This is a genomic window from Alteromonas pelagimontana (assembly GCF_002499975.2).
GTDB lineage: Bacteria > Pseudomonadota > Gammaproteobacteria > Enterobacterales > Alteromonadaceae > Alteromonas > Alteromonas pelagimontana.
In genome coordinates this window covers 923,091-944,195 of sequence record NZ_CP052766.1, presented here as the reverse complement: position 1 = coordinate 944,195, position 21,105 = coordinate 923,091, and the positions used below count along the sequence as shown (strand labels likewise).

Annotated in this window: 20 protein-coding genes; 8 read left to right on the top strand and 12 right to left on the bottom strand. The window is 46.3% G+C overall.

Annotation, left to right across the window (positions count from 1 at the left end; translation table 11 throughout):
• Positions 1 to 712 precede the first annotated feature (712 nt).
• From CA267_RS04375 to tal, 3 genes are all read right to left on the bottom strand, one after another.
• A complete protein-coding gene (locus CA267_RS04375) occupies positions 713 to 889 on the bottom strand; it encodes a DUF3545 family protein (protein WP_075608614.1) in 177 nt (58 codons plus the stop codon).
• Positions 890 to 1,111: 222 nt separating this feature from the next.
• Positions 1,112 to 2,761: a glucose-6-phosphate isomerase gene (pgi, locus tag CA267_RS04370; RefSeq protein ID WP_075608615.1), complete on the bottom strand. Its 1,650-nt coding sequence runs from the start codon at positions 2,759 to 2,761 to the stop codon at positions 1,112 to 1,114.
• A gap of 52 nt (positions 2,762 to 2,813) precedes the next feature.
• Positions 2,814 to 3,773 (bottom strand): transaldolase, encoded by a 960-nt coding sequence (tal, locus tag CA267_RS04365; RefSeq protein ID WP_075608616.1) that lies wholly within the window; start codon positions 3,771 to 3,773, stop codon positions 2,814 to 2,816.
• 348 nt (positions 3,774 to 4,121) lie between these two features.
• On the opposite strand from tal, the gene yaaA reads away from it, so the two are divergent.
• A complete protein-coding gene (gene yaaA, locus CA267_RS04360; protein ID WP_075608617.1) occupies positions 4,122 to 4,901 on the top strand; it encodes a peroxide stress protein YaaA in 780 nt (259 codons plus the stop codon).
• A gap of 185 nt (positions 4,902 to 5,086) precedes the next feature.
• On the opposite strand, the gene CA267_RS04355 is transcribed toward yaaA, so the two are convergent.
• From CA267_RS04355 to CA267_RS04340, 4 genes are all read right to left on the bottom strand, one after another.
• Positions 5,087 to 5,512, bottom strand: a complete 426-nt coding sequence (locus tag CA267_RS04355) for a DUF4426 domain-containing protein (protein WP_097349182.1) — start codon at positions 5,510 to 5,512, stop codon at positions 5,087 to 5,089.
• Positions 5,513 to 5,551: 39 nt separating this feature from the next.
• Positions 5,552 to 6,094 carry a YggT family protein gene (locus CA267_RS04350; protein WP_075608619.1) on the bottom strand — a complete coding sequence of 181 codons (543 nt, stop codon included), beginning with the start codon at positions 6,092 to 6,094 and terminating at the stop codon, positions 5,552 to 5,554.
• Positions 6,095 to 6,118: 24 nt separating this feature from the next.
• Positions 6,119 to 6,937 carry a pyrroline-5-carboxylate reductase gene (gene proC, locus CA267_RS04345; protein ID WP_075608620.1) on the bottom strand — a complete coding sequence of 273 codons (819 nt, stop codon included), beginning with the start codon at positions 6,935 to 6,937 and terminating at the stop codon, positions 6,119 to 6,121.
• A gap of 89 nt (positions 6,938 to 7,026) precedes the next feature.
• Positions 7,027 to 7,710 carry a YggS family pyridoxal phosphate-dependent enzyme gene (locus tag CA267_RS04340; protein WP_075608621.1) on the bottom strand — a complete coding sequence of 228 codons (684 nt, stop codon included), beginning with the start codon at positions 7,708 to 7,710 and terminating at the stop codon, positions 7,027 to 7,029.
• A 29-nt stretch (positions 7,711 to 7,739) separates the two neighbouring features.
• Between CA267_RS04340 and CA267_RS04335 the strand changes: the two genes are divergently transcribed.
• Genes CA267_RS04335 through CA267_RS04325 form a run of 3 tightly spaced genes read left to right on the top strand, consistent with a single transcriptional unit; the run spans position 7,740 to position 10,251 of the window.
• Positions 7,740 to 8,783, top strand: coding sequence for a type IV pilus twitching motility protein PilT (locus CA267_RS04335; RefSeq protein WP_075608622.1), 1,044 nt, complete (start codon positions 7,740 to 7,742; stop codon positions 8,781 to 8,783).
• Between the two features lie 8 nt (positions 8,784 to 8,791).
• On the top strand, positions 8,792 to 9,901 hold the full coding sequence (locus CA267_RS04330) for a PilT/PilU family type 4a pilus ATPase (protein WP_083638341.1): 1,110 nt from the start codon (positions 8,792 to 8,794) through the stop codon (positions 9,899 to 9,901).
• 32 nt (positions 9,902 to 9,933) lie between these two features.
• Positions 9,934 to 10,251, top strand: coding sequence for a putative signal transducing protein (locus CA267_RS04325; protein WP_075608624.1), 318 nt, complete (start codon positions 9,934 to 9,936; stop codon positions 10,249 to 10,251).
• A gap of 6 nt (positions 10,252 to 10,257) precedes the next feature.
• On the opposite strand, the gene ruvX is transcribed toward CA267_RS04325, so the two are convergent.
• The 4 genes from ruvX to CA267_RS04305 all read right to left on the bottom strand — a co-directional run bounded on the left by ruvX (position 10,258) and on the right by CA267_RS04305 (position 13,047).
• Positions 10,258 to 10,686 carry a Holliday junction resolvase RuvX gene (gene ruvX / locus CA267_RS04320; protein WP_075608625.1) on the bottom strand — a complete coding sequence of 143 codons (429 nt, stop codon included), beginning with the start codon at positions 10,684 to 10,686 and terminating at the stop codon, positions 10,258 to 10,260.
• Between the two features lie 8 nt (positions 10,687 to 10,694).
• On the bottom strand, positions 10,695 to 11,261 hold the full coding sequence (locus tag CA267_RS04315) for a YqgE/AlgH family protein (protein ID WP_075608626.1): 567 nt from the start codon (positions 11,259 to 11,261) through the stop codon (positions 10,695 to 10,697).
• Positions 11,254 to 12,222: a glutathione synthase gene (gene gshB, locus CA267_RS04310; RefSeq protein WP_075608627.1), complete on the bottom strand. Its 969-nt coding sequence runs from the start codon at positions 12,220 to 12,222 to the stop codon at positions 11,254 to 11,256. The genes CA267_RS04315 and gshB overlap by 8 nt, the downstream gene beginning before the upstream one ends.
• 96 nt (positions 12,223 to 12,318) lie before the next feature.
• Positions 12,319 to 13,047 carry a 16S rRNA (uracil(1498)-N(3))-methyltransferase gene (locus CA267_RS04305; protein ID WP_075608628.1) on the bottom strand — a complete coding sequence of 243 codons (729 nt, stop codon included), beginning with the start codon at positions 13,045 to 13,047 and terminating at the stop codon, positions 12,319 to 12,321.
• A 735-nt stretch (positions 13,048 to 13,782) separates the two neighbouring features.
• Here CA267_RS04305 and CA267_RS04300 point away from each other — a divergent pair.
• Entirely contained in the window at positions 13,783 to 14,655 is an 873-nt protein-coding gene (locus tag CA267_RS04300; RefSeq protein ID WP_097349178.1) for a mechanosensitive ion channel family protein, read from the top strand.
• A 96-nt stretch (positions 14,656 to 14,751) separates the two neighbouring features.
• On the opposite strand, the gene CA267_RS04295 is transcribed toward CA267_RS04300, so the two are convergent.
• Entirely contained in the window at positions 14,752 to 15,552 is an 801-nt protein-coding gene (locus tag CA267_RS04295; protein WP_075608629.1) for a M48 family metallopeptidase, read from the bottom strand.
• Positions 15,553 to 15,896: 344 nt separating this feature from the next.
• Here CA267_RS04295 and CA267_RS04290 point away from each other — a divergent pair, with 344 nt between their 5' ends.
• From CA267_RS04290 to prsK, 3 genes are all read left to right on the top strand, one after another.
• On the top strand, positions 15,897 to 17,666 hold the full coding sequence (locus CA267_RS04290) for a choice-of-anchor I family protein (RefSeq protein ID WP_075608630.1): 1,770 nt from the start codon (positions 15,897 to 15,899) through the stop codon (positions 17,664 to 17,666).
• Between the two features lie 184 nt (positions 17,667 to 17,850).
• Complete coding sequence (locus CA267_RS04285; protein WP_075608631.1) at positions 17,851 to 18,975, top strand: beta-ketoacyl-ACP synthase III; 1,125 nt, start codon at positions 17,851 to 17,853, stop codon at positions 18,973 to 18,975.
• Positions 18,976 to 19,071: 96 nt separating this feature from the next.
• Entirely contained in the window at positions 19,072 to 21,099 is a 2,028-nt protein-coding gene (gene prsK, locus CA267_RS04280; protein ID WP_075608632.1) for an XrtA/PEP-CTERM system histidine kinase PrsK, read from the top strand.
• Positions 21,100 to 21,105: the final 6 nt, after the last annotated feature.

Below are 21,105 nucleotides of genomic sequence, written 5' to 3'. Positions count from 1 at the left end.
GTGTTTCCAATTCGCTCAAAGCGAATGCTCCATCGGTTAACTTCTGCACTGTCGCTGTTTGCAAGAGAGCAACTACTACTACTTCTTACCGGCAGCTTTTTTGTTCATTGAGTGCTGAATAGTTCGAGTCAGTCATTAACTGCGCGTGATATGATTCTAATCCGCACTGAGTAAGCACCGATCAATGCGGATTAGATTAGCCATCTGTTGCGAACCCGGCGCGCTGATGGAACTCCGATTAAATCTTATCAGCTTAAGCACATATCAAGCAGCAGTGAACACCATAAGGTTTTCAAAGACCACAGAAACACTTCGATGCAAGTCCATAACAATGATTACGCACTCATTCCCGTTGGACGAATTAAAATCTCGCTGCGCGATCAATTAATATTAGTATCGCTTTTCAGGCTCAACTATATCCACAGCGCAGGTAAACGCTACAAAAACATCAAAGCCAAAAGCTTCTGCTAGCACAACAACGCTTCGGCTAACCAAATCGTCGTACTGCCTGAAGGGGTCGTCATAAACCTGCATTGCTCGTTGTAGCTCGTTGTCCGTTTAGCCAGTTATTTGCCGAGAAGAGGCTTCCTGGCTCGCGTCGCGTTCAAAACTGGTTTATTTAGAACAAATTTCAGCAGCAAGCATAAACCGGCCCGAAGAACCTGCTTTGGAAAGTAAAACGGCCGCCTGATTTCGCAGGCGGCCGTTTCTGTTATCTTTCCATTGATTCCAGTTCGTATTCGAAACCGTAATCAAGTTCGGCAAGTTCCTTTTCAAGTCTGAATCGATCCTGAAGGGCTTCTATTTCTCGCCACTTCCGTTTCTTGCTTTTTGTTCTAGCTGGAGTTGCTTCGATATCTAACATAGCAAATAGATCTGACTTATCCACAAGGATCTCCTTAAGGTTACCACTTACAACAGTGAGAGAACATACCGCTGATCTCTTTGTACGATTTTGTATCACAGTCATGACTAGATTAAAACAAGTATATTTACTTTTTATTAACAAGTCGTGACAACTTTATGACACAGGTGGTATTCGTCCAGTGTGGAACGGCCGCAAAGCACGTTGTCAGATGCACCAAAATGGCTTTACACCAATTACTGCTCCTTATTTTGGTGCATTGGCATGTCTGAAGCGAGCAATTAACTGTTGAGTAGAGGCATCAAATTGATCGCCATCAGCATCGCCGCTAATCCCTGCCAGAACCTGATTCCCAAGCGCTTTTCCTAGCTCCACACCCCATTGGTCAAAGGAATTAAGTTGCCAGATCACACCTTGAACAAATACCTTATGTTCATACATAGCAACCAGCGCGCCAAGAGTGTAGGGATCCAGTTTGTCAAATAACAAGGTATTGCTGGGCTTATTGCCGGGCATAGTTTTATGCTGTGCCTGCCGCTTTCTTTCGGCCTCGTCCAAGCCCTTATCTGCTAAGTCAGCGTAACATTCTTCAAACGTCTTTCCTTGCATCAACGCCTGGGTTTGCCCAAAACAGTTAGACGCCAACATTGCATGGTGAGTGTCGTCCTGATTCGGGACATTCAGCGGTAACAGAAAATCAGCAGGGATGACGTCGGTGCCCTGATGGATTAATTGATGAAAGCTGTGCTGGCCGTTGGTGCCTTCACTGCCCCAAATAATTGGCCCGGTTTCATAATCAACCACATCGCCACTCTGCGTAACACGTTTACCATTACTTTCCATATCAAGTTGCTGAACATAAGCGGGTAGACCGCGAAGATAATGATAGTACGGCAGTAATACATGGGACTGTGCATTGAAAAAATTGCGGTACCAGACACCTAACACTCCCAGAATTACCGGCAGGTTACGCTCAAACGGTGCTTCTTTAAAATGGTTATCCATGTGGTGAGCGCCTTCCAGCAACCCTTTGAAGTTCTCAAACCCCAGTGCCAGCGAAATAGGAAGGCCGATAGCTGACCATAATGAGTAGCGGCCACCCACCCAATCCCACATTGGAAAAATGTTTTCTTTCGCAATACCAAATTCCGTAGCCGCCTTCACGTTGGATGACACTGCAACGAAATGTTTGGCAATATCCTGTTGCGACCCGCCTTGCTTTAAAAACCACTCTTTGGTAGATAGCGTATTTTGCAGCGTTTCCTGGGTAGAAAACGACTTTGAAGACATCACCACCAGCGTTTCTTCGTGATCCACTTCAGTAAGTACATCATGAATATGACAGCCGTCCACGTTGGCAACAAAATGAACTTTAATACCGTCATATTTATAAGGCTTAAGCGCCTCTGTCATTATTTTAGGACCTAAGAACGACCCACCAATTCCGATAGCTACTACATGCTTTACAGGCTTTCCGGTGTAGCCCGTATGGGAGCCGGAATGAATTGCCTGAGTAAAATCACGTATTTTATCAAGAGTGGAAAGCACTTCCGGCATCACATCTTTCCCGTCAACCATAACCGGTTGACCAGAAAAATTACGCAATGCTGTATGCAACACCGCTCGTCCTTCTGTGCTGTTGATTTGTTCGCCGTTGAACATGGCGTCTCGCTGGCCTTCCACATTTTGTGCTTTGGCAAGATCAAACAGGGCTTGCATCACTTCTTTGGTTACGCGGTTTTTAGAGTAATCTAAAAATAACCCGCACGCCTCAACCTCCATACGGGGAGCACGTTGGGAATCTTCAGCAAACCAGTTGCGCATGTGAGCATCTTTAACAGACGCCGCAAGTGTAGTGAGACGTTGCCATTCTGGCTGGCTTGTCAGTGCAGTCATTCTTAAGTTCCTAGTGGTTTACAGTGAATTGGAAAATACTAATATTATATTATTATATGCCCAATTTTTCTCTCAACACAGTCTCAAGTTTTATTTGATCCGCAGCAAAGTTACGTACACCTTCAGCCAGCTTATGAGTAGCCATAGGATCTTCGTTCATTTCCCAGCGGAATGCGCTTTCTGTCAGCTTCTCTCCCGGTGTTTTGCTGGCACCGTTGTCTTTCAAAACTGCGGTAAGTTCAGATGGCTCATTTGCCAGTTGCTCCAGCAGATCCGGGCTAATGGTAAGTCTGTCGCAACCAGCAAGGGCTTTAATTTCACCGATGTTACGGAAGCTGGCACCCATTACTACTGTGCTGTAGCCGTAGTCTTTGTAATAGTTGTAAATTTCTGTGACGGACTGTACGCCTGGATCTTCCTCAGCCGTGTATTCTTTTTTGTCGGTATTTTGCTTATACCAGTCAAGAATACGACCCACAAACGGAGAGATAAGATAAACTCCAGCTTCTGCACATGCGCGAGCCTGCGCAAAGTTGAACAACAGTGTCAGGTTACAGTTGATACCCTGTTTTTCCAGCTCTTCTGCGGCCCGAATACCTTCCCAACTAGACGCCATTTTTATAAGAATGCGCGACTTATCAACGCCTACATCGTTATAAAGTTCTATCAATCGTTGCGCTTTTTTTATCGTGGCTTCGGTATCAAAAGACAAGCGTGCGTCTACTTCTGTTGATATACGGCCCGGTACCAGTGCAGAAATTTCTTTGCCAATGGAAACAGAAAGCTTGTCAGCGGCATCAGTGAGACGCTGCTTATCGTCCTGTGACTGCAACTTTGCCCAGGCAACGGCGTCATCAATTAATTCTGCATAATGAGGTAGACTGGCAGCTTTAAGCAGTAAAGACGGGTTGGTGGTGGCATCAACGGGTTGATATTTTTTAATAGCTTCAATGTCGCCAGTGTCAGCAACAACGGTGGTGATTTTTCGTAATGATTCTAACTGATTAGTCATATTACTCTCTGAATTAGTGACCTAATTAAAAGTAGCCCGCATAACGCTAAGTGCGAACCGACGGAAAAAGTAGCAATGCCGCGAGAGCGGTTGCCGTTTAACATGTAGGGTTTTTATGTCCGGAAGATGAAACCAGATCGTATTTTTAATGTTATATCAAACAAATCTTGGAATTTATACCACTCCATCAAGAGGGGTCTGCTTTATTACATGGGCACGATTGGGTTGAGTATCAAGCATAGTGTTTACCGATTAGGGTAATATAGTTTCTTGAATATGCTGTACATTCTTATTCGGGTACACTGGTAACTGATAAACAAGCAGTAAACAGGCCAAGCAGGAGCATAAATGTTAGTTGTTGTATCCCCCGCGAAAAACCTCAATTTTGAGTCACCGATCCCAATAACCCAGTACACTCAGCCCGAAATGCTGGAAGATACCAAACGTCTGGCAGCACGTTGTAAAGCGCTTTCTCCTGCCGAATTGTCGTCGTTAATGAGTATCAGCGATAATTTGGCGACACTCAACGCAAACCGTTTTGCAGAATTTCATACTCCCTTTACTAAAACCAATGCGCGCCAGGCTCTGTACGCATTTAACGGAGATGTCTATACGGGCTTAGACGCTTATACATTGACTGAACAAAACGTGCAGTATGCACAGTCTCACCTGCGTATTTTGTCTGGCCTGTATGGTGTGCTAAAACCCTTAGACCTTATTCAGGCTTATCGTCTGGAAATGGGAACAAAGCTTACAAATGAAGCGGGTAAAGACTTGTACAGCTTTTGGGGCAATCGTATTACCGACAACCTCAATAGTGCGCTGGCAGAGCAGGGCGATAAGGTGCTGGTAAATCTCGCTTCAACTGAATACTTTAAATCGGTAAATAAAAAGCTGCTGGACGGTATGATTATTACGCCAGTATTTAAAGACAAGAAAAATGGTCAATATAAAATTATCAGTTTTTATGCGAAGAAAGCGCGGGGACTGATGGCGCGGTTTATCATTGAAAACCAACTGACAGAGGTGGCGCAGCTGCAGGCGTTTAATACCAGTGGTTATTATTTCAGTGAAAAAGACAGTAGCGCAACAGAAATGGTGTTTTTACGGGAAGAACAAGCAAAATAGCAGCGTAATGTCTTGTGATGGTTGAACAGGAGTAATCTGAACTTGTGCCTTATCAGCTTTGCTGAACCAAGGCCAAACCCGCTTACTGAAAAAGGCAGAGCAGAACAAAGGACAGCCAAACGACTCGGGTTTTGAAAGAGCCAATTGTCTGGGCCACTTCAAAACCCGGTTTAGGCATCGAAAGATTAATCAGCGTATAATTGCTGTTGAAACTTTAACGTTCTGATTGTGTTGCCATCCTGGATGTCGATAGCGAAACGGTACGTTTCCCTGTCACTAAAATTCATAGCTGCCAAATAGTAAATGGCATCGCCTTCTTCCACTTTGCGAAATGCCAGCTCTTTGGTATTACCAAGTAAATTACGCGCGGTACCCGTCACCGCGACCGCCTGCGCGGCTTGGGTTTGGCTATCAAGTACCGAAATATTTATTAAGGCACTATATTTACTACGAGTAATGCCATAGGTTTTGGCAACTTCCGGGGCAAGAAAAGCCGTGTTGACTACAATATAGTGAACATCCCAGCTTCCCAGCGTCTGTTTTTGCTCGGCCTTGGCTGGCAGAGCAAAACCGAGGGTGATGCATAAAATAAACAACCAGCTTTTATTCATTTGCAGCGGCATCGCATCGCTTCTCCAACTTTTCACTGTTTAATAAAGCCCAAAGGTGTCTTGCAACAGCAACTGAATGAACTGCAACGCTATGATTGCCACCAGCACAGAAAGATCGAGACCGCCAAGAGGAGGAATAATTCTTCTAATAGGAGCAAGAAAGGGTTCAGTTAACTGGTGCAATACGTATTCGATGGGGCTTTGTCCTTGCGATACCCAACTTAAAATTGCCCGCAGGATCAGTACCCAAAAGACGAGTGACAAAAATTCTTTCACAACATCCGCCAGTGCTAGTATTACGATGGCTAGGGGATTAAAAGCGCCGCTGCCAAAAACCAGCGACAGCGTGATCAATTTAGCTGCAGCCACTAACAGCGCCAGCACAAAGGTGGCGGTGTCAAAACTTCCCATAGAAGGAATGATTCTGCGTAGCGGCGCTACGATAGGATGCGTCGCCTTAACCACAAATTGACTTAGCGGATTATAAAAGTCGGCACGGACCAACTGTAACCACAACCGCAAAAGCACCACCATAAGATAAAGGTTGAATAAGGTGCTGATAAGAAAAACTGATGCGCTCATCTGTTATTGTTCCTGAAATTAAGCTTAAAGCTGTTTAGCCATTTCTTCTGCGCGAGCTACGGCTGCGCGCATTGCTTTAGCGACAGTGTCTGATAAACCTTCGTCGATTAGTGTGTTACACGCTGCCGCCGTAGTGCCGCCTTTAGACGTAACTTGGGCGCGCAGCTCGCTTAATTCAAGATTTTGATTGTGACAAACCATTTCAGCTGCGCCTAACATGGCCTGCTGAACCATCTTTCTGGCGATGTCTTTTTCAAAACCCATATTCATCGCTTCTTCTTGCATGGCTTGCAAAAATAAAAAGAAGTAAGCGGGGCTGCTACCGGCGGCGGCAATAACACCATTAATACCCTCTTCCTGCTCCACCCAAACCGTTTCGCCCACGCTGCCCATAACATCATCCACATATTGCTTGTCTGCAGCGCTTACTTTGTCATCAGCATACATGCCTGACATTCCTTTACCTAACAAACTGGGCGTATTGGGCATAATTCTAACCACCGGATAATCGCCGCCTAACATCGCCTGCAACCGGGCAACGGGTAATCCTGCGGCAATAGATAAAAATAGCTTGTCGGAAAGATTGTTGTTCTGAAGCGCCTGACACATCTCTCCCATCATCTGCGGTTTAACTGCCAGCACAATAGCATCGGCAAACTGACAAGCTTCATCATTCGATTGCGAGGTATGAATGCCAAAATCTTTTTTCAATGCGTCAAGCTTGGGTGTAGACGGATTACTCGCGAGAATATTTTCCTGGCTATATCCCGATTGAATCAGGCCACTGATTATGCTGCGGCTCATGTTTCCAGCGCCAATGAAAGCAAGTTTCTTCTGTTGCATGTATACCCTTATTTTGTTCTGAAGTTAAATCGGGTTGAGCGCTCTACTTCTATTGTAAAGTCACGGGTTCTCAACTGGCGATGCTGGATTTACCGTGAACCGAAAATCGCACTGCCAATTCTTACCATTGTGGAACCGTGTTGTATTGCTTCTTCCATATCACCGCTCATTCCTACGGACAGGGTATCAAAATTGCTCAGCTTTGTACGGTATTGAGCAAACAATTTGGCCAGCTGAGCCAGAGTTTCAGCCTGTGCTGACGGCGCTGCATCAGCTTTAGGAATTGCCATCAAGCCCCGCAATTGCAGGCGCTCCATTGCGGTAATGGCATCAAGAAGCCCCGGTAATTCGACGGGCAAAATACCGGCTTTGCTGTCTTCTTCATCAATATTAAGTTGAATACACACTTGCAGCGGCGGTAATGACGAAGGCCGCTGATCGTTTAAGCGCCGCGCAATTTTCTCGCGGTCAACAGACTGAACCCAATGAAAATGTTCCGCTACCACCTTGGTTTTGTTGGATTGCAATGGCCCGATAAGATGCCATTCGATATCGCTGTACGCCTGAAGCTGCTGGATTTTATCTATGCCTTCCTGCACGTAGTTTTCGCCAAAAGAACGTTGTCCGGCTTCATACGCAAGCTTGATATCAGATACGGGTTTAGTCTTGCTCACCGCTAGTAATTGCACCGATTTTGGTGGACGATGGGCGCTGGCAGTAGCCTGATCTATACGCCCGTAGGCGGATATCAGTCGTTCTGCTATTGTTTGCATTATTCACCTGAATTATTGGAGAAGTTGCTGTGGATATTACCGAACTTTTAGCATTCAGTGTTAAAAATAACGCATCAGACCTGCACCTTTCGGCTGGTCTTCCCCCCATTATTCGGGTTGATGGCGAAATGCGTCGGCTAAATATTCCGGCACTTGATCACAAGCAGGTACATGCGCTGATTTACGAAATCATGAACGATATGCAGCGCAAAGAATATGAAGAAAATTTTGAGACCGATTTTTCTTTTGAAGTAAAAGATTTGTCTCGTTTTAGGGTTAACGCATTTATTCAAAACCGCGGTGCGGCGGCTGTACTTCGTACTATTCCCAGCAAAGTGCTGACGCTGGATGACTTGGGTGCGCCGCAGATTTTTAAGAGTATCATCAATCAGCCAACCGGTCTGGTGCTGGTAACAGGGGCGACTGGGTCGGGTAAAAGTACCACCTTAGCTGCCATGATTGATCATATTAACTCTACCAAACGTGAGCATATTCTTACCATTGAAGACCCCATAGAATTTGTGCATGACAACAAGCTGAGCCTACTGAATCAACGGGAAGTGCACCGAGATACAAAGAGCTTCTCCAATGCGCTACGTTCTGCACTGCGGGAAGATCCTGACGTCATTCTGGTGGGCGAGCTGCGGGATCTGGAAACCATCCGTTTAGCCATGTCGGCTGCAGAAACCGGTCATTTAGTTTTTGGCACGCTGCACACGAACTCTGCTCCTAAAACCATTGATCGTATTATTGATGTTTTTCCGGCAGAAGAAAAATCCATGGTGCGCTCTATGCTATCTGAATCGCTGCGCGCAGTTATTTCGCAGACACTGCTGAAAAAGATAGGTGGCGGACGGGTGGCGGCTCACGAAATTATGTTGGGTATTCCAGCCATTCGAAATCTGATCCGGGAAGATAAAGTGCCGCAGATGTATTCGGTTATTCAGACTGGTCAGGCTCACGGCATGCAGACGATGGATCAATGTTTACAGAAGCTGGTGGCAATGGGCGCCATTTCGCAGCAGGATGCGGCTGCGAAATCGATTGATAAACAAGCCACCAGTAAGTTTTAGGAGCTATCATGTTAGACGGGTTTCTTGAGAACATGGTGGCGCAGTCAGCCTCTGATTTATTTGTGACGGCAGGCTTTCCGGTCAGTGCAAAAATTAATGGTCAGCTTACGCCGCTAACTGCTCATGCGCTTTCTGAAGAAGATGCACTTGCCCTTGTTCATCAAGCCATGAATGAAAAGCAACAGCAAGAATTCCATCATACCAAAGAATGTAATTTTGCTATTGCTCGCGAAGGTGTAGGACGTTTTCGTTGCAGTGCTTTTTGGCAGCGGGATCAAGCCGGCATGGTTGTTCGTCGCATTGTTACTCAAATCCCCAAGGCCGATGAGCTGGGGCTGCCTGAGGTGCTGAAAAACGTAATTATGTCAAAACGCGGGCTGGTGCTTTTTGTGGGCGGAACCGGTACCGGAAAATCCACCTCGTTGGCCGCGCTTATTGGACATCGCAATGAACATTCCAAAGGCCATATTCTCACTATTGAAGACCCCATTGAATTTGTTCATGAACACCGAAACTGTGTAATAACACAGCGTGAAGTAGGTATTGATACGCAATCTTTTGATGATGCGTTGAAAAGCTCCTTGCGGCAGGCACCGGACGTTATTTTGATTGGTGAAATCCGTTCCATGGAAACCATGGAATACGCCATGTCATTTGCCGATACGGGCCACTTATGTGTGGCGACGCTGCACGCGAATAACGCTAACCAAGCCATCGAGCGGATTATGCATCTGGCGCCCAAAGATATGCACGATAAACTGCGCTTTGACCTCAGCCTGAACATTCGCGCAATAGTGGCACAGCAACTGGTTCCCACTGTCGACGGAAAGGGCAGGGTAGCTGCGATTGAAATTTTGTTGAACTCACCGTTGGTTGCAGACCTTATTCAACGTAATGAAATTGGTAGCCTGAAAGAAGCCATGAAAAAGGGGCGGGAAATGGGCATGCAGAGCTTTGATATGGCGCTTTATGATTTGTACAAAGCGGGCAGAATTGATCTCGATCAGGCGTTACATCACGCAGATTCGCCAAACGATTTACGCCTAATGATAAAACTGGATTCAGGAGACGGTTCTGGATTGGGATCGTTATCCAATGTATCGATTGATTTAGATTAAAGCTAACTCACGCGCTTTACCGTAGAAATATCATGCACAAGCTTTTTGGTCACGACGACCGTTTTCTGTTACAACGATTACGTAGCGAACTGGATGCGCTGGGGATACCGTATCTGGTAAAAAACGAATTTGCCGGTGGGGCGGTAGGTGAATTGCCTTGGCAGGATGTACAACAGGAAATATGGCTGCTTGATGAGGCGTGGTTTCATAAAGCCTCGCAAGTGGTGGTTGGACTTATTGATTGCCTGGCTGACCCACAAACCGGCGCCTGGGTATGTGAAAATTGCGGCGAAAATAACGACGGTGGATTCGATATTTGCTGGCACTGTCAGCATAGTCGTCCCACCTGAAGAAAGTCAGTATTGAAGGTCAGCCCAGCTGCTAAAAATCACACAGGCAGAAACACTGTCTATTTTCTCTTTTGTCAGTTTTTTATAGCCGCCAAGCTCAAATAACATTGCTTTTGCATCTGCGGTAGTCAAGCGTTCATCGCAAGTTTCCACTTTCACTTTAAAGCGGCCATGAAGACGATTAGCAAATTTCTTCACCCGTTGGGTAATATCCTGTTCCGTGCCATCCATATTCAGTGGCAACCCAACAACTACCACATCCGGTTGCCACTCTTCATATAGTTTTTCTATCAGTGACCAGTCTGGAATGCCATCACGGGCTTTCAGCGCAGCAAGAGGAAATGCCGTTCCGGTGACTTCTTGTCCAACTGCCACGCCAATGCTCTTTGTACCAAAATCAAACGCCAGCACAGTACGCTGGCCCTCGTCAGCCATCTTTGCGCTCAGGCATGACCAACCTGCGGGGCAAGTTGCCAAACGTCGATACCCAGTTTATTCACTGCCGCTTGCCAGCGCTGATGAATGGGAGTGTTAAAAAGAATCTGTTCGTCTGCTTCAATAATCAGCCACGCATTTTCCTGCATCTCCTGCTCTAACTGACCGGCAGACCATCCCGCGTAACCCAGCGCAATGAGCGAATTATCAGGTCCGGTTTTGCTGCCAATCGCGGTAATAATGTCTTTGGAAGTGGTAACAACGATATCCGGAGCCAGCTCAAGACTCGATCCCCACTCGCCCTGTTTATTATGCAGAACGAAACCGCGTTCCTGATTAACCGGGCCTCCCGCCAGAATAATCTGCTCGGCGCATTCTTCTGCCACAATGGCATCTTTGTCGGTTTGATCCAACAGTTGTCTTAGTGTCATAGTAGAGGGCTGATTCACCACTATACCCATGGCACCTTCCGCGTTGTGCTCACACACGTAAGTTAACGATCTTGAAAAATACGGATCGTCAAGCGAGGGCATGGCAATCAGAAAGTGGTTTTGCAGGCTTTTTAAATCAGTCATCAGTCACCTCTTTTTTGACTAACTTTCCTTCAATGGCGTCAAATAGCATTGCCATTATATTGATATCGTAATGCGCTTCTATTTCTCTTACGCATGTAGGGCTGGTAATGTTTATTTCGGTAATTTTATCGCCTATTACATCCAGGCCCACAAACAGCAAACCATGTTTTTTCAGTACCGGCGCAATAGCTTCTGCCAATGCCCGATCACTTTCGCTGATGGGTTGAGGCCGGCCCGTCCCTCCCACTGCAAGATTGCCACGGGTTTCACCTTTAGTCGGTAATCTGGCCAGACAATAGGGCACTACTTCACCGTCCACAATTAACACTCGTTTATCGCCATCTTTAATAGCAGGGAGATATTCCTGAACCATCATATATCTTCGGCCCAGTTGCGTTAGCGTTTCAATCACTACACCCAGATTGTTGCCATCGGGCTTTATGCGAAAAATTGAAGCACCGCCCATACCATCGAGAGGCTTACAAATAATATCCTGATGCTTTTCGTGAAACGCGCGGACTAACGCCGGCTTTTGCGTCACCATCGTAGCGGGAATGAGATCTTTAAACCATGAAGTGAAGAGCTTTTCGTTATAGTCCCTCAGCGCGTGAGGCCGGTTCACCACAAAAGCCCCTTCCTCTTCAGCCAACGAGAGCATTTGTGTGGCATACAAATATTCACTGTCGAAAGGGGGATCTTTACGCATCAATAGTACATCAATACTCGCTAAGGCAATTGTCTCTTCCATTGCCAGAGTGTAAAAATCGGTGGCTTGATCCGTTGCTGATACCTTCCTCGCAACACCCATTGGCTTACCGTTATCCAAATATAAATCGCCGGGTTCAAAATAGTAAACGGTAGCACCGCGACGTTGTGCTTCCAGAATCATGGCAAAGCTAGTGTCTTTGGAAGGTTTTATCTTAGCGATGGGATCCATCACTATGCCAACGGTATAGCTCATATTCAGAGTTCTCTTTATCGGGATTCGCAGTCCTAACTATGGCGGCATAGCAATTTATTTCAAGCGGCTTTAACCGGCAATTATCCTGAAATTATTTTAATAATCACCGTGTAGCGCTTGTAAGATACTTAATCCGGCAATTGCTGCTGTCTCTGTTCTTAATATTCGCGGTCCCATACTGGTAGCGGCATAGCCGCATTCCTGCGCCTGATGAATTTCTGTTTCGGAAAGACCGCCCTCCGGGCCAATCAGCAAGCGGTATCCGTGGGAGCTGTAGGGTGTGTTAGCTAAGGGATGTTCAGCATCAGGTGCCAACACTAAACGAGAAGCCTGCGTGGAGCTGGCGAGCCATTGACTTAATGACGTCACCGGATGCAGGGCGGGAATGGTATTGCGGCCACTTTGTTCACAGGCCCCCAAAATTATCTTCTGCCATTGATGGTGCTTTTTCTCCCAGCGTTTCTCATCCAGTTTGACAGCGCAGTGTTGCGTTAACAATGGCGTGATTTCAGTCACGCCCAGCTCAACGCTCTTTTGCAATACGGTGTCCATGCGGTCACCCTTTGAAATGCCTTGCCCCAAATGCAAAAAGAGAGGAGATTCTTTGGATAATGACAAACAAGCATCCGCTTCTACCGTAACCTGTCTGCGACTGACACTGATTATTTGTGCGCTGTACTCATTCCCGTCGCCGTTAAACAGTACCACTGGATGGTTTGCTTTCAATCGTAATACTGTTGCAACGTGATGTGCAGCGTCATCGGACAGATCAAATTCACTGTCTAAAACAATAGTAGCAGGATGAAAAAGGCGGGGGATTCGCATATTGCAGATACAACGATTTATGAATAGTGAACTAATGATACCGATAGAAGAACGACTGACGCAATGCTAAATAGCTTTTCTCAAGGAAAACCATTTTACTTCGACAGAGCGTCAGTGACCTTCGGGATCAGTGTAGATGGGCCGCGGCAGAGTTTGCCTTTTTCGTCATGTGAGACATCGGTTGACGTGAGGGCAATTGCGCAGTCTTTCTTGCATGAATGGTGTTTCTGCCTTTATCTGCTGACAGAGCATAGGCTAAAAGCAAAAGTACGATTAAAAAAAGTATAGTTAGAAATAACATTTTCTAGTCCTTTAAAAACATTTATAAACTAACGATCACAGTAGCTAAAAAACAAACCAGGACCGAGTTGTTGCCTTCTGTATAACAACGAGTTTTTGTCTAGCGGACTTCTGAACTTACGTCTACACCCTTACTACTGCTAGCTCTAACACTCTAGTAGAGAGTGACAAACTATAGTGGAAATTTTAGAATTTTCCAGCTTCCAAGGTCCTGCTGGAATGGTTTTTTTTAAGCGTTTTAAAATCAGCAGCTTGCAGATAAACGATTTTGTCTGCACGTACGTAAACGGGTATGATGACAACCGCAGGACCAGCACTGCGGATTAAAGCCGGTTTGCTTGCTATCTGATAAATGCGTTGCGCCTGTAGCTTAAAGGCTGGTATTTTTATTTTACTCTATCAACTGGAAAGGGCAGGTGAACTGCCAAGGGGCTTATGGAAAACTTTTCAATGTTTAATGCTGATGATCTAGAACGTTACATGCATGTATATGCGATTCCCTGGGCTATTAATATCGCCATGGCAATTGTTATTTACGTTGTGGGCCGATTAATTGTCGGGCTGCTTCTGTCGATCTTTAGACGTCTGATGGCACGGTCTAAATATGATGAAATGCTAATCAATTTCCTTGAGTCAATCATCAGCGCAATTTTGATGCTGTTTGTTATTGTTGCCTCATTAGACCAACTAGGCGTCGATACCACCTCATTAGTAGCGATAGTGGGTGCTGCCGGTTTGGCTATTGGCTTGTCGCTGCAAGATTCACTTAAGAATTTCGCCGCTGGCGTGATGTTACTGGTATTCAAGCCCTTTAAAGCAGGCAACTATGTGGACGTTGCGGGAACCAGTGGTATTGTGCAGAAAATTGGCATTTTCACTTCCACACTGACGTCGCTGGATAACAAAGAAATCATTATTCCCAATGGAAAAATCTATAACGACAATATTACCAATTATTCGGCGAAAGAGACGCGGCGCTGCGATATGATGTTTGGCATTGGTTATGACGATGATTTATTAAAAGCCAAGCGTGTGTTGCAGGAACTTGTCGACTCTGAAGAGCGTATTCTTAAAGAGCCAGCTTGTTTAATTGGGGTGGCAGAGTTGGGCGACAATTCGGTGAATTTTACCGTTCGTCCCTGGGTAAAAGCGGCGGATAACCTGGCTGTAAGATTGGCCTTTACTGAAGCCGTTAAACTGCGTTTTGATGAAGAAGGTATTTCTATCCCTTACCCACAAATGGATGTTCATTTCTTTAAAGAAGCGGATAACACCAAGCAAGAAGAAAACAAACAACTTGCAGGTTAATGGTTACTGCCAACGTTTGTTTCTGTAATGAAGTTGGCTTGTGTACAAAAAAACGCCACTGCTATTTCAGTGGCGTTTTTTTAATGGCTTATTGTATCAGGCTTTGCAGTTCGGGCGATTACTGGTTTTCTGGTAATCTACCAGCGCTGCGTCCATATTAGACTGCAGGTTTTCAATTCGTGACTGTGGAGCCGGGTGAGTAGAAAGAATTTCCATAGGTTGATCACCGCCGCTGGCGGCTTCCATGTTTTTCCATAATTCCACGGATTGACGAGGGTCAAAACCTGCCTGGGCCATCATCGCCAGGCCAATAAGATCGGCCTCGGATTCGTGAGTACGGCTAAAGGGAAGCTCAACTCCCACCTGTACTCCCATTCCTATTGCGGCCATAATCGGGTCAGATTGCGCTACCTCGTTTGCGGCTAAGACCTGACCTACCGCCTGCGTGCCCATATCAATTATGGTAGATTGTGACATCCGTTCATTACCGTGTTCGGCGATAACATGACCCACTTCATGCCCAATAACAGCGGCAAGCTGACTCTGGTTTTTCGCCACATTCAGTAAGCCGGTGTAAACACCAATCTTTCCGCCGGGTAACGCAAAAGCATTGACCTGCTCATCTTCAAAAACCACTACTTCCCACTGGCCGCTGAACACAGTTGCAGGAACCAAAGGAGTAATGGCTCTGGCAACGCATTGAACATAATCATTCTGCACGGCTTTGTTGGAAACTTTTAGCTCATCCTTCATGCTGGTAAAAGCCTGATCACCCATCTCAGCGAGTTGGTCATCGGAATAGAGTAATACCTGGTGCCTGCCAGTGGGCGATGTGGCACATGCACTAAGGAATATTGTCAGTGACATGACGATAGCGGTTTTTATTCTGACTAACATAGTGTTTCCTTCATAGTTTAATCCTCAGTATCTGTGATAAATGACAGATAACGTATTGAGTTTACTGTTATACCTATCCACTGGCTATACGTAAGGTTCAACTAAATAGCTTGCTGGACAATGAGCATTAGGGAAAGTTAGCCGCTACACATTGGGTATAGGCTTTCTGGTGCAGGTCGTATTGTTGATTGCACTGTTCACTTCATAAATATGTCACACTACCTCACTACATTGTTTTTTCTATCATTTTTGTAATTTCACATTTGCGGGGCTACTTGTGGGCAGTCACTAGTTAGTTGCAATGGACATAACATAATCTTCATAACAACGAAAAGAGAAAAACAATGACATATCACCATATCTTTAAAAAGAGCGTGCTCGCAGTAATGGTTTTGGCAACCCTGAGTGGTTGTAGCTTGAGTGGGGATGACGGCGAGCCTGGTCCTCAAGGCGAACAAGGCATACCAGGAGAAGACGGCCAGAGCGCGAGCAATGCTCTTTTATTTGATATAGTCGGCCGAGCCAAGATCGGTGGTGTAGGAGCAGCGGAAATCGTCCAATATCATTCTGCTACGCACACGGTTTATGCAACCAACAGTGCCGACGGAACGATTTCTGTCATTAGCCTGGCAGAACTGACAACAGAGGCACTGGAGTCTCCTACGTCGGATGCCAATCTTGCTGCTACAGCAATTACACTGCCTGAAGAGGTTGATGGCGTTGCTTTAGGGGGATTAACCAGTATTGCGGTGAAAGGCGACCTGATGGCTGTGGCAATTCCCGCAGCAGCCAAATCTGACGACGGGTTTGTGCTGTTTTATAACGGTTTGGACAGCGCTAGCCCGACGTTCTTGTCTTCCGTACAGGTGGGAAACCTACCTGATATGGTCACCTTCACACCGGATGGCAACAACGTTCTTAGCGCAAATGAAGGTGAGCCTTCCAGCGATTACACGCTAGACCCAGAGGGCTCAATTTCAGTAATTGCAATTGCTGAGGGTGTTCCTGCTGAGACAGCATCACAGGTGACGTTTACTGATTTTAATGACGCTAAAACTGAGCTGCTTGCACAGGGAATGCATTTTCCTAACCCCAGCGGACGCACGATAAAAGGCACGGCGATTGCCACTACGGTCGCACAAGATCTTGAACCGGAATATATCAGTGCCACCGATACTAAAGCGTATGTGACATTGCAGGAAAATAACGGCATTGCGGTGATTGATCTTGAAACTCTTTCCGTGTCAATCATGGGGCTGGGGGTAAAAGACTGGGGCGAATATTCAATAGACGCTCAGGAAGAAGGCAGCGTGAGCTTTGGGAAATACCCGGGCCTGTATGGCATCTATATGCCTGACACTATCGCTCACACGCAATGGAAAGGCGCGGCTTTTTTACTGACTGCCAACGAAGGTGACGCTAGAGAATATTGGTTTGAATCCGCAGATGAAGCTAGCTGTATTAGCGATGGAGGTTTAGAGTTCGATGATGGCGAATGTCTGGCATATATCGATGAAACGAAAGTTGAAGATTTAACTGCAGCGGCCAATTCACCGTTAAACGATCTTCAGGCCATTGGCGAAGCAGATGATCTACGCGTCTCCATAGCCATGGGTGATGAAAACAGCGATGGCGAATATGACGCAGCCTATTCCTATGGGGCGCGATCGTTTTCAGTGTGGGATCAGAATGGTCAGCTAATTTTCGATTCCGGCGACGATTTTGAACGAATCACGGCCTCCATACACGGCACCGCGTTCAATAATGGCGATGAAGAAAACGAAGGCGATTCTCGCTCTGAGAACAAAGGGCCGGAGCCCGAAGCGTTAACTGTGGGCACTTTTGGTGAAAATACCTACGCTTTTATTGGCACCGAGCGTATGGGCGGTATTTTTGTCTATGATGTAACTAATCCCTATTCGGTGTCCTTCGTTGATTATATTATCAACCGTGATCTGACCGAAGGGCTAAGTGAGGAAGGTGGCATCGGCGATCTTGCGCCAGAAAGCCTGCTTTTTGTGCCTGCAGAGGAAAGCCCTAACGGTAACGCACTGCTTGTTGTAGGAAACGAAATCAGTGGTTCTGTATCGGTATGGCAGGTTCAGCGCCAATAGCTGTTTCTGCTTAGATCGAGTAAATGCGATGGCGCCTAAAGGCGCTATTTTTGTTTCGATGACTTTTTCTTCACAAAACGCTAAGCTATGTCTTAACGGGTTCCTTTCGCTACTACGAACCATAGCTATGGGCACAGTAGGTGTGGAAAATCCCCCACAGAATATAACTACAAGAGAGATCGTCATGTCTCATCACATCGTGATTAGCGGGGTGGGTGTCTGGAACCCCGAGTATACAATTACCAATGAAGAACTGGTGGAAAGCTACAATGCTTATGCTGACGCTTTCAATGAAACCAATAAAGCAAAGATTGAAGCAGGAGAGCTTGCAGCGAAACCTCATTCCAGCGCTGAATTTATTGAAAAAGCCAGTGGTATTAAGCAGCGGTACATTTATCAGAAAGAAGGGGCATTGGACATAAACCGCATGCGGCCGCTTATCGCTGAGCGCGAAGAGGACGCATTATCCAATCAGGCTGAAATAGCAATTGCGGCAGCAAAAAAAGCCCTGAAAGCCGCAAACAAAACGGGCCAGGACATTGATGCCGTTATTGTTTCCTGCGCTTATACCCAGCGCTCATATCCTGCAATTGCCATTGAAGTGCAGCATGAATTAGGTATCACCGGTTTTGGCTTTGATATGTTAGTGGCATGTTCGGCGGCTACCTTCGGAATGCACCGGGCGTACGAGATGATTGCCGCCGGTAATGCTAAATGTGTACTGGTAATTAACCCGGAGCTCGTGTCGCCGCAAATCAATTACACAGACAGAGACAGCCACTTTATTTTTGGCGATGTGGCCACGGCGACGATTCTCGAGAACGCCAGTACCGCGAATGGGCCCCACATATTCAAGGTGCTGAGCACTAAAGCGCTAACGCAGTATTCCAACAATATCCGCTCGAATTTTGGCTATATCAGCCGGGCCAATGATGTCGACCCTTATGGTGCAGATAAGCTCTTCCACCAGGCTGGACGTAAGGTGTTTAAAGAAGTTTGCCCTATGGCGGCAGAACATATTGAACAGCACCTTGCTAAGCATCATCTCGCGCCGGGGGATGTGCGCCGCTGGTGGCTGCACCAGGCAAACATCAATATGAATCTACTGATTTGTAAGCGGCTGTTAGGTCGTGAAGCGACAGCAGACGAAGCACCAATTGTACTGGATGAATATGCCAATACGGCTTCGGCAGGATCGGTCATCGCGTTTGCCTTGCATCATAAAGATCTGCAATCCGGCGATTACGGCGTACTGTGTTCATTCGGCGCAGGCTATTCGATTGGCAGTTTGGTGTTGCAAAAACAATAATAAGCTGACGCACTAACCGCGGTTGTGTGATGTAATACTAATCCACATTGACTTGTGTGAGCACACATCAATGCGGATTAGTATAAAAGGAATAGTATGATTTCAGATATCGGCTACGGGCTAAATTCATTAGCCTATCTGATACTGGTGCTGCTGCTGTTTACCGTGCGTAAATCCGGCCTCGCCAAGTACCTGCTGTTATTGGCGACTATAGCCACAATGCTGTGGTCGCTGGGTTTTGTGACAATTCTGTTTGGGCCAATTAGTAAGCATTATCTGCTTACTGCCGATGCAGTGAAGCCACTGGTTTGGCTGCTGTTTATTGCCAGTTGCCTTCGCAACGATTTTGGTACGCTTTGGGAAGTGCTCCGGCGTCCCGCTACGTTGTTTATTTTACTTCCCCCCGTGGCTACGCTGCTGCTGCCTTATCTCATTGTAATGGAAGAATCCTGGCGCTTTCTTTTGCTCACCGTATTAGCGCTTGAAGTCCTTATTTTGCTGGAAGTGCTTTACCGCCAATCCGGAGATGATCAGTGGGCCTACAAACCTCTGGTACTCTACCTTGGCGCCACCCACCTGTTTGAATTTGTTATGTATGCCAATGCCACCATGGTTAATCAGGTAGAGCTGGCCTACATTGCCTCTCGTGGCTATATATATCTGCTATTAATGCCATTGTTAATCGTCGCCATTCGCCGCATCAAGCACTGGGGGGTAGATATCTTTATTTCCCGCGATGTGGTGCTGCACAGTTCTTTACTGATGGTAGCGGGGGTATATCTGTTCATTATGGCGCTGGTAGGATACGCCATTAATTATCTGGGCGGGAACTGGAGTACGCCGGTCCAAACCGTGCTAATTGTGCTGTCGCTCGCGCTGCTGGCCACGGTAATGTTATCCAACAGCGTTCGCACACGTATGAAGGTGTTTATTACCAAACACTTTTTCGCCAACCAGTTTGATTACCGGGTAGAGTGGGTAAAGCTCACTCAGGCGCTTTCTTCGCAAACAACGGCAATGCCGGAAGTGTATCAAAACGCATTACAAGGCACGCTTGGCGCAATTAATTACGAAATGGGGATGCTGGTAAAGGTGTCAGGAATGGATGTAGAAGTCTTGTCCAATAAAAACATGACGCTGCTTAACCCAAGTGAAGAAATAATCGTTAAGCAGCTGAAGACCTTTTGCCTGCGCACATCCTGGTTAATTGATATTCAGGAGTACAAGATAAAGCCGTTTAATTACGATGGACTGCAATTAGACAGGACGGCCCTGGCGCAGTGTGATTTTCAACTGGCTTTACCGTTTTTTAATCAGGACACTATCTGGGGTTTTGCTCTGCTTAAGCCCAAAGACAGCGAAATTATTGCACTTAACTGGGAAGTCAGAGATTATCTTACCGCCGTAACGGAACAGGTGGGAACCTATATTTTTCATCATGAAGCGGCGAAATCAGTGGCTGAAAACGCCCAATTTGCGGCCTTCAATCGTATGTCTGCCTTTGTACTGCATGACCTAAAAAATGTCATGGCTCAGATCGATCTAATTTTGTGCAATGCAGAACAGCACAAGCAAAATCCTGAGTTTATTGAAGATACCTTTGAAACATTGCATTATACCAAGGCGCGAATGGATAAAATGCTGCGCCAGCTTACAGAGAAAAAAGTCGATGAAGCAGGAATTTTCTCCGCTTACCGGCTTGCTCCGTTAATTGAAAGAGTGGTGGAAACGCGCTGCCAGTCACTTTTACCACGCCCTAGCCTGCGATGTGAAGAAGACGCAGACGTCGTGGTTGATCAGGAAAAGTTTGCCAATGTGATTTATCATCTTATCAGCAATGCCCAGCAAGCGACGCCGGATGATGGTAATGTTGACGTTACGTTGCAGCTGGATTTGGTGAATAATCGCCAACTCGTCGTTATTTCTGACACCGGTTGCGGCATGGATAAAACGTTCATCGAAGAACGCTTATTTAAGCCTTTTGATACCACTAAAGGCAATGCCGGGATGGGAATTGGCGCATACGATGCGAAGAATTATATGGAATCGATAGGTGGGAAGCTGGCTGTGGAAAGCGAAGTTGGCCAGGGCAGCACCTTTACCCTCGCTTTTCCGCTGGATTAAGCGACA

Coding starts and splice junctions, on each gene's coding strand:
- pgi (WP_075608615.1), bottom strand. CDS start 2,761: ATGACTGCACTGACAAGCCAGCCAGAATGGCAACGTCTCACTACACTT.
- tal (WP_075608616.1), bottom strand. CDS start 3,773: ATGACTAATCAGTTAGAATCATTACGAAAAATCACCACCGTTGTTGCT.
- yaaA (WP_075608617.1), top strand. CDS start 4,122: ATGTTAGTTGTTGTATCCCCCGCGAAAAACCTCAATTTTGAGTCACCG.
- CA267_RS04355 (WP_097349182.1), bottom strand. CDS start 5,512: ATGAATAAAAGCTGGTTGTTTATTTTATGCATCACCCTCGGTTTTGCT.
- CA267_RS04350 (WP_075608619.1), bottom strand. CDS start 6,094: ATGAGCGCATCAGTTTTTCTTATCAGCACCTTATTCAACCTTTATCTT.
- proC (WP_075608620.1), bottom strand. CDS start 6,937: ATGCAACAGAAGAAACTTGCTTTCATTGGCGCTGGAAACATGAGCCGC.
- CA267_RS04340 (WP_075608621.1), bottom strand. CDS start 7,710: ATGCAAACAATAGCAGAACGACTGATATCCGCCTACGGGCGTATAGAT.
- CA267_RS04330 (WP_083638341.1), top strand. CDS start 8,792: ATGTTAGACGGGTTTCTTGAGAACATGGTGGCGCAGTCAGCCTCTGAT.
- CA267_RS04325 (WP_075608624.1), top strand. CDS start 9,934: ATGCACAAGCTTTTTGGTCACGACGACCGTTTTCTGTTACAACGATTA.
- ruvX (WP_075608625.1), bottom strand. CDS start 10,686: ATGGCTGACGAGGGCCAGCGTACTGTGCTGGCGTTTGATTTTGGTACA.
- CA267_RS04315 (WP_075608626.1), bottom strand. CDS start 11,261: ATGACTGATTTAAAAAGCCTGCAAAACCACTTTCTGATTGCCATGCCC.
- gshB (WP_075608627.1), bottom strand. CDS start 12,222: ATGAGCTATACCGTTGGCATAGTGATGGATCCCATCGCTAAGATAAAA.
- CA267_RS04305 (WP_075608628.1), bottom strand. CDS start 13,047: ATGCGAATCCCCCGCCTTTTTCATCCTGCTACTATTGTTTTAGACAGT.
- CA267_RS04300 (WP_097349178.1), top strand. CDS start 13,783: ATGGAAAACTTTTCAATGTTTAATGCTGATGATCTAGAACGTTACATG.
- CA267_RS04295 (WP_075608629.1), bottom strand. CDS start 15,552: ATGTTAGTCAGAATAAAAACCGCTATCGTCATGTCACTGACAATATTC.
- CA267_RS04290 (WP_075608630.1), top strand. CDS start 15,897: ATGACATATCACCATATCTTTAAAAAGAGCGTGCTCGCAGTAATGGTT.
- CA267_RS04285 (WP_075608631.1), top strand. CDS start 17,851: ATGTCTCATCACATCGTGATTAGCGGGGTGGGTGTCTGGAACCCCGAG.
- prsK (WP_075608632.1), top strand. CDS start 19,072: ATGATTTCAGATATCGGCTACGGGCTAAATTCATTAGCCTATCTGATA.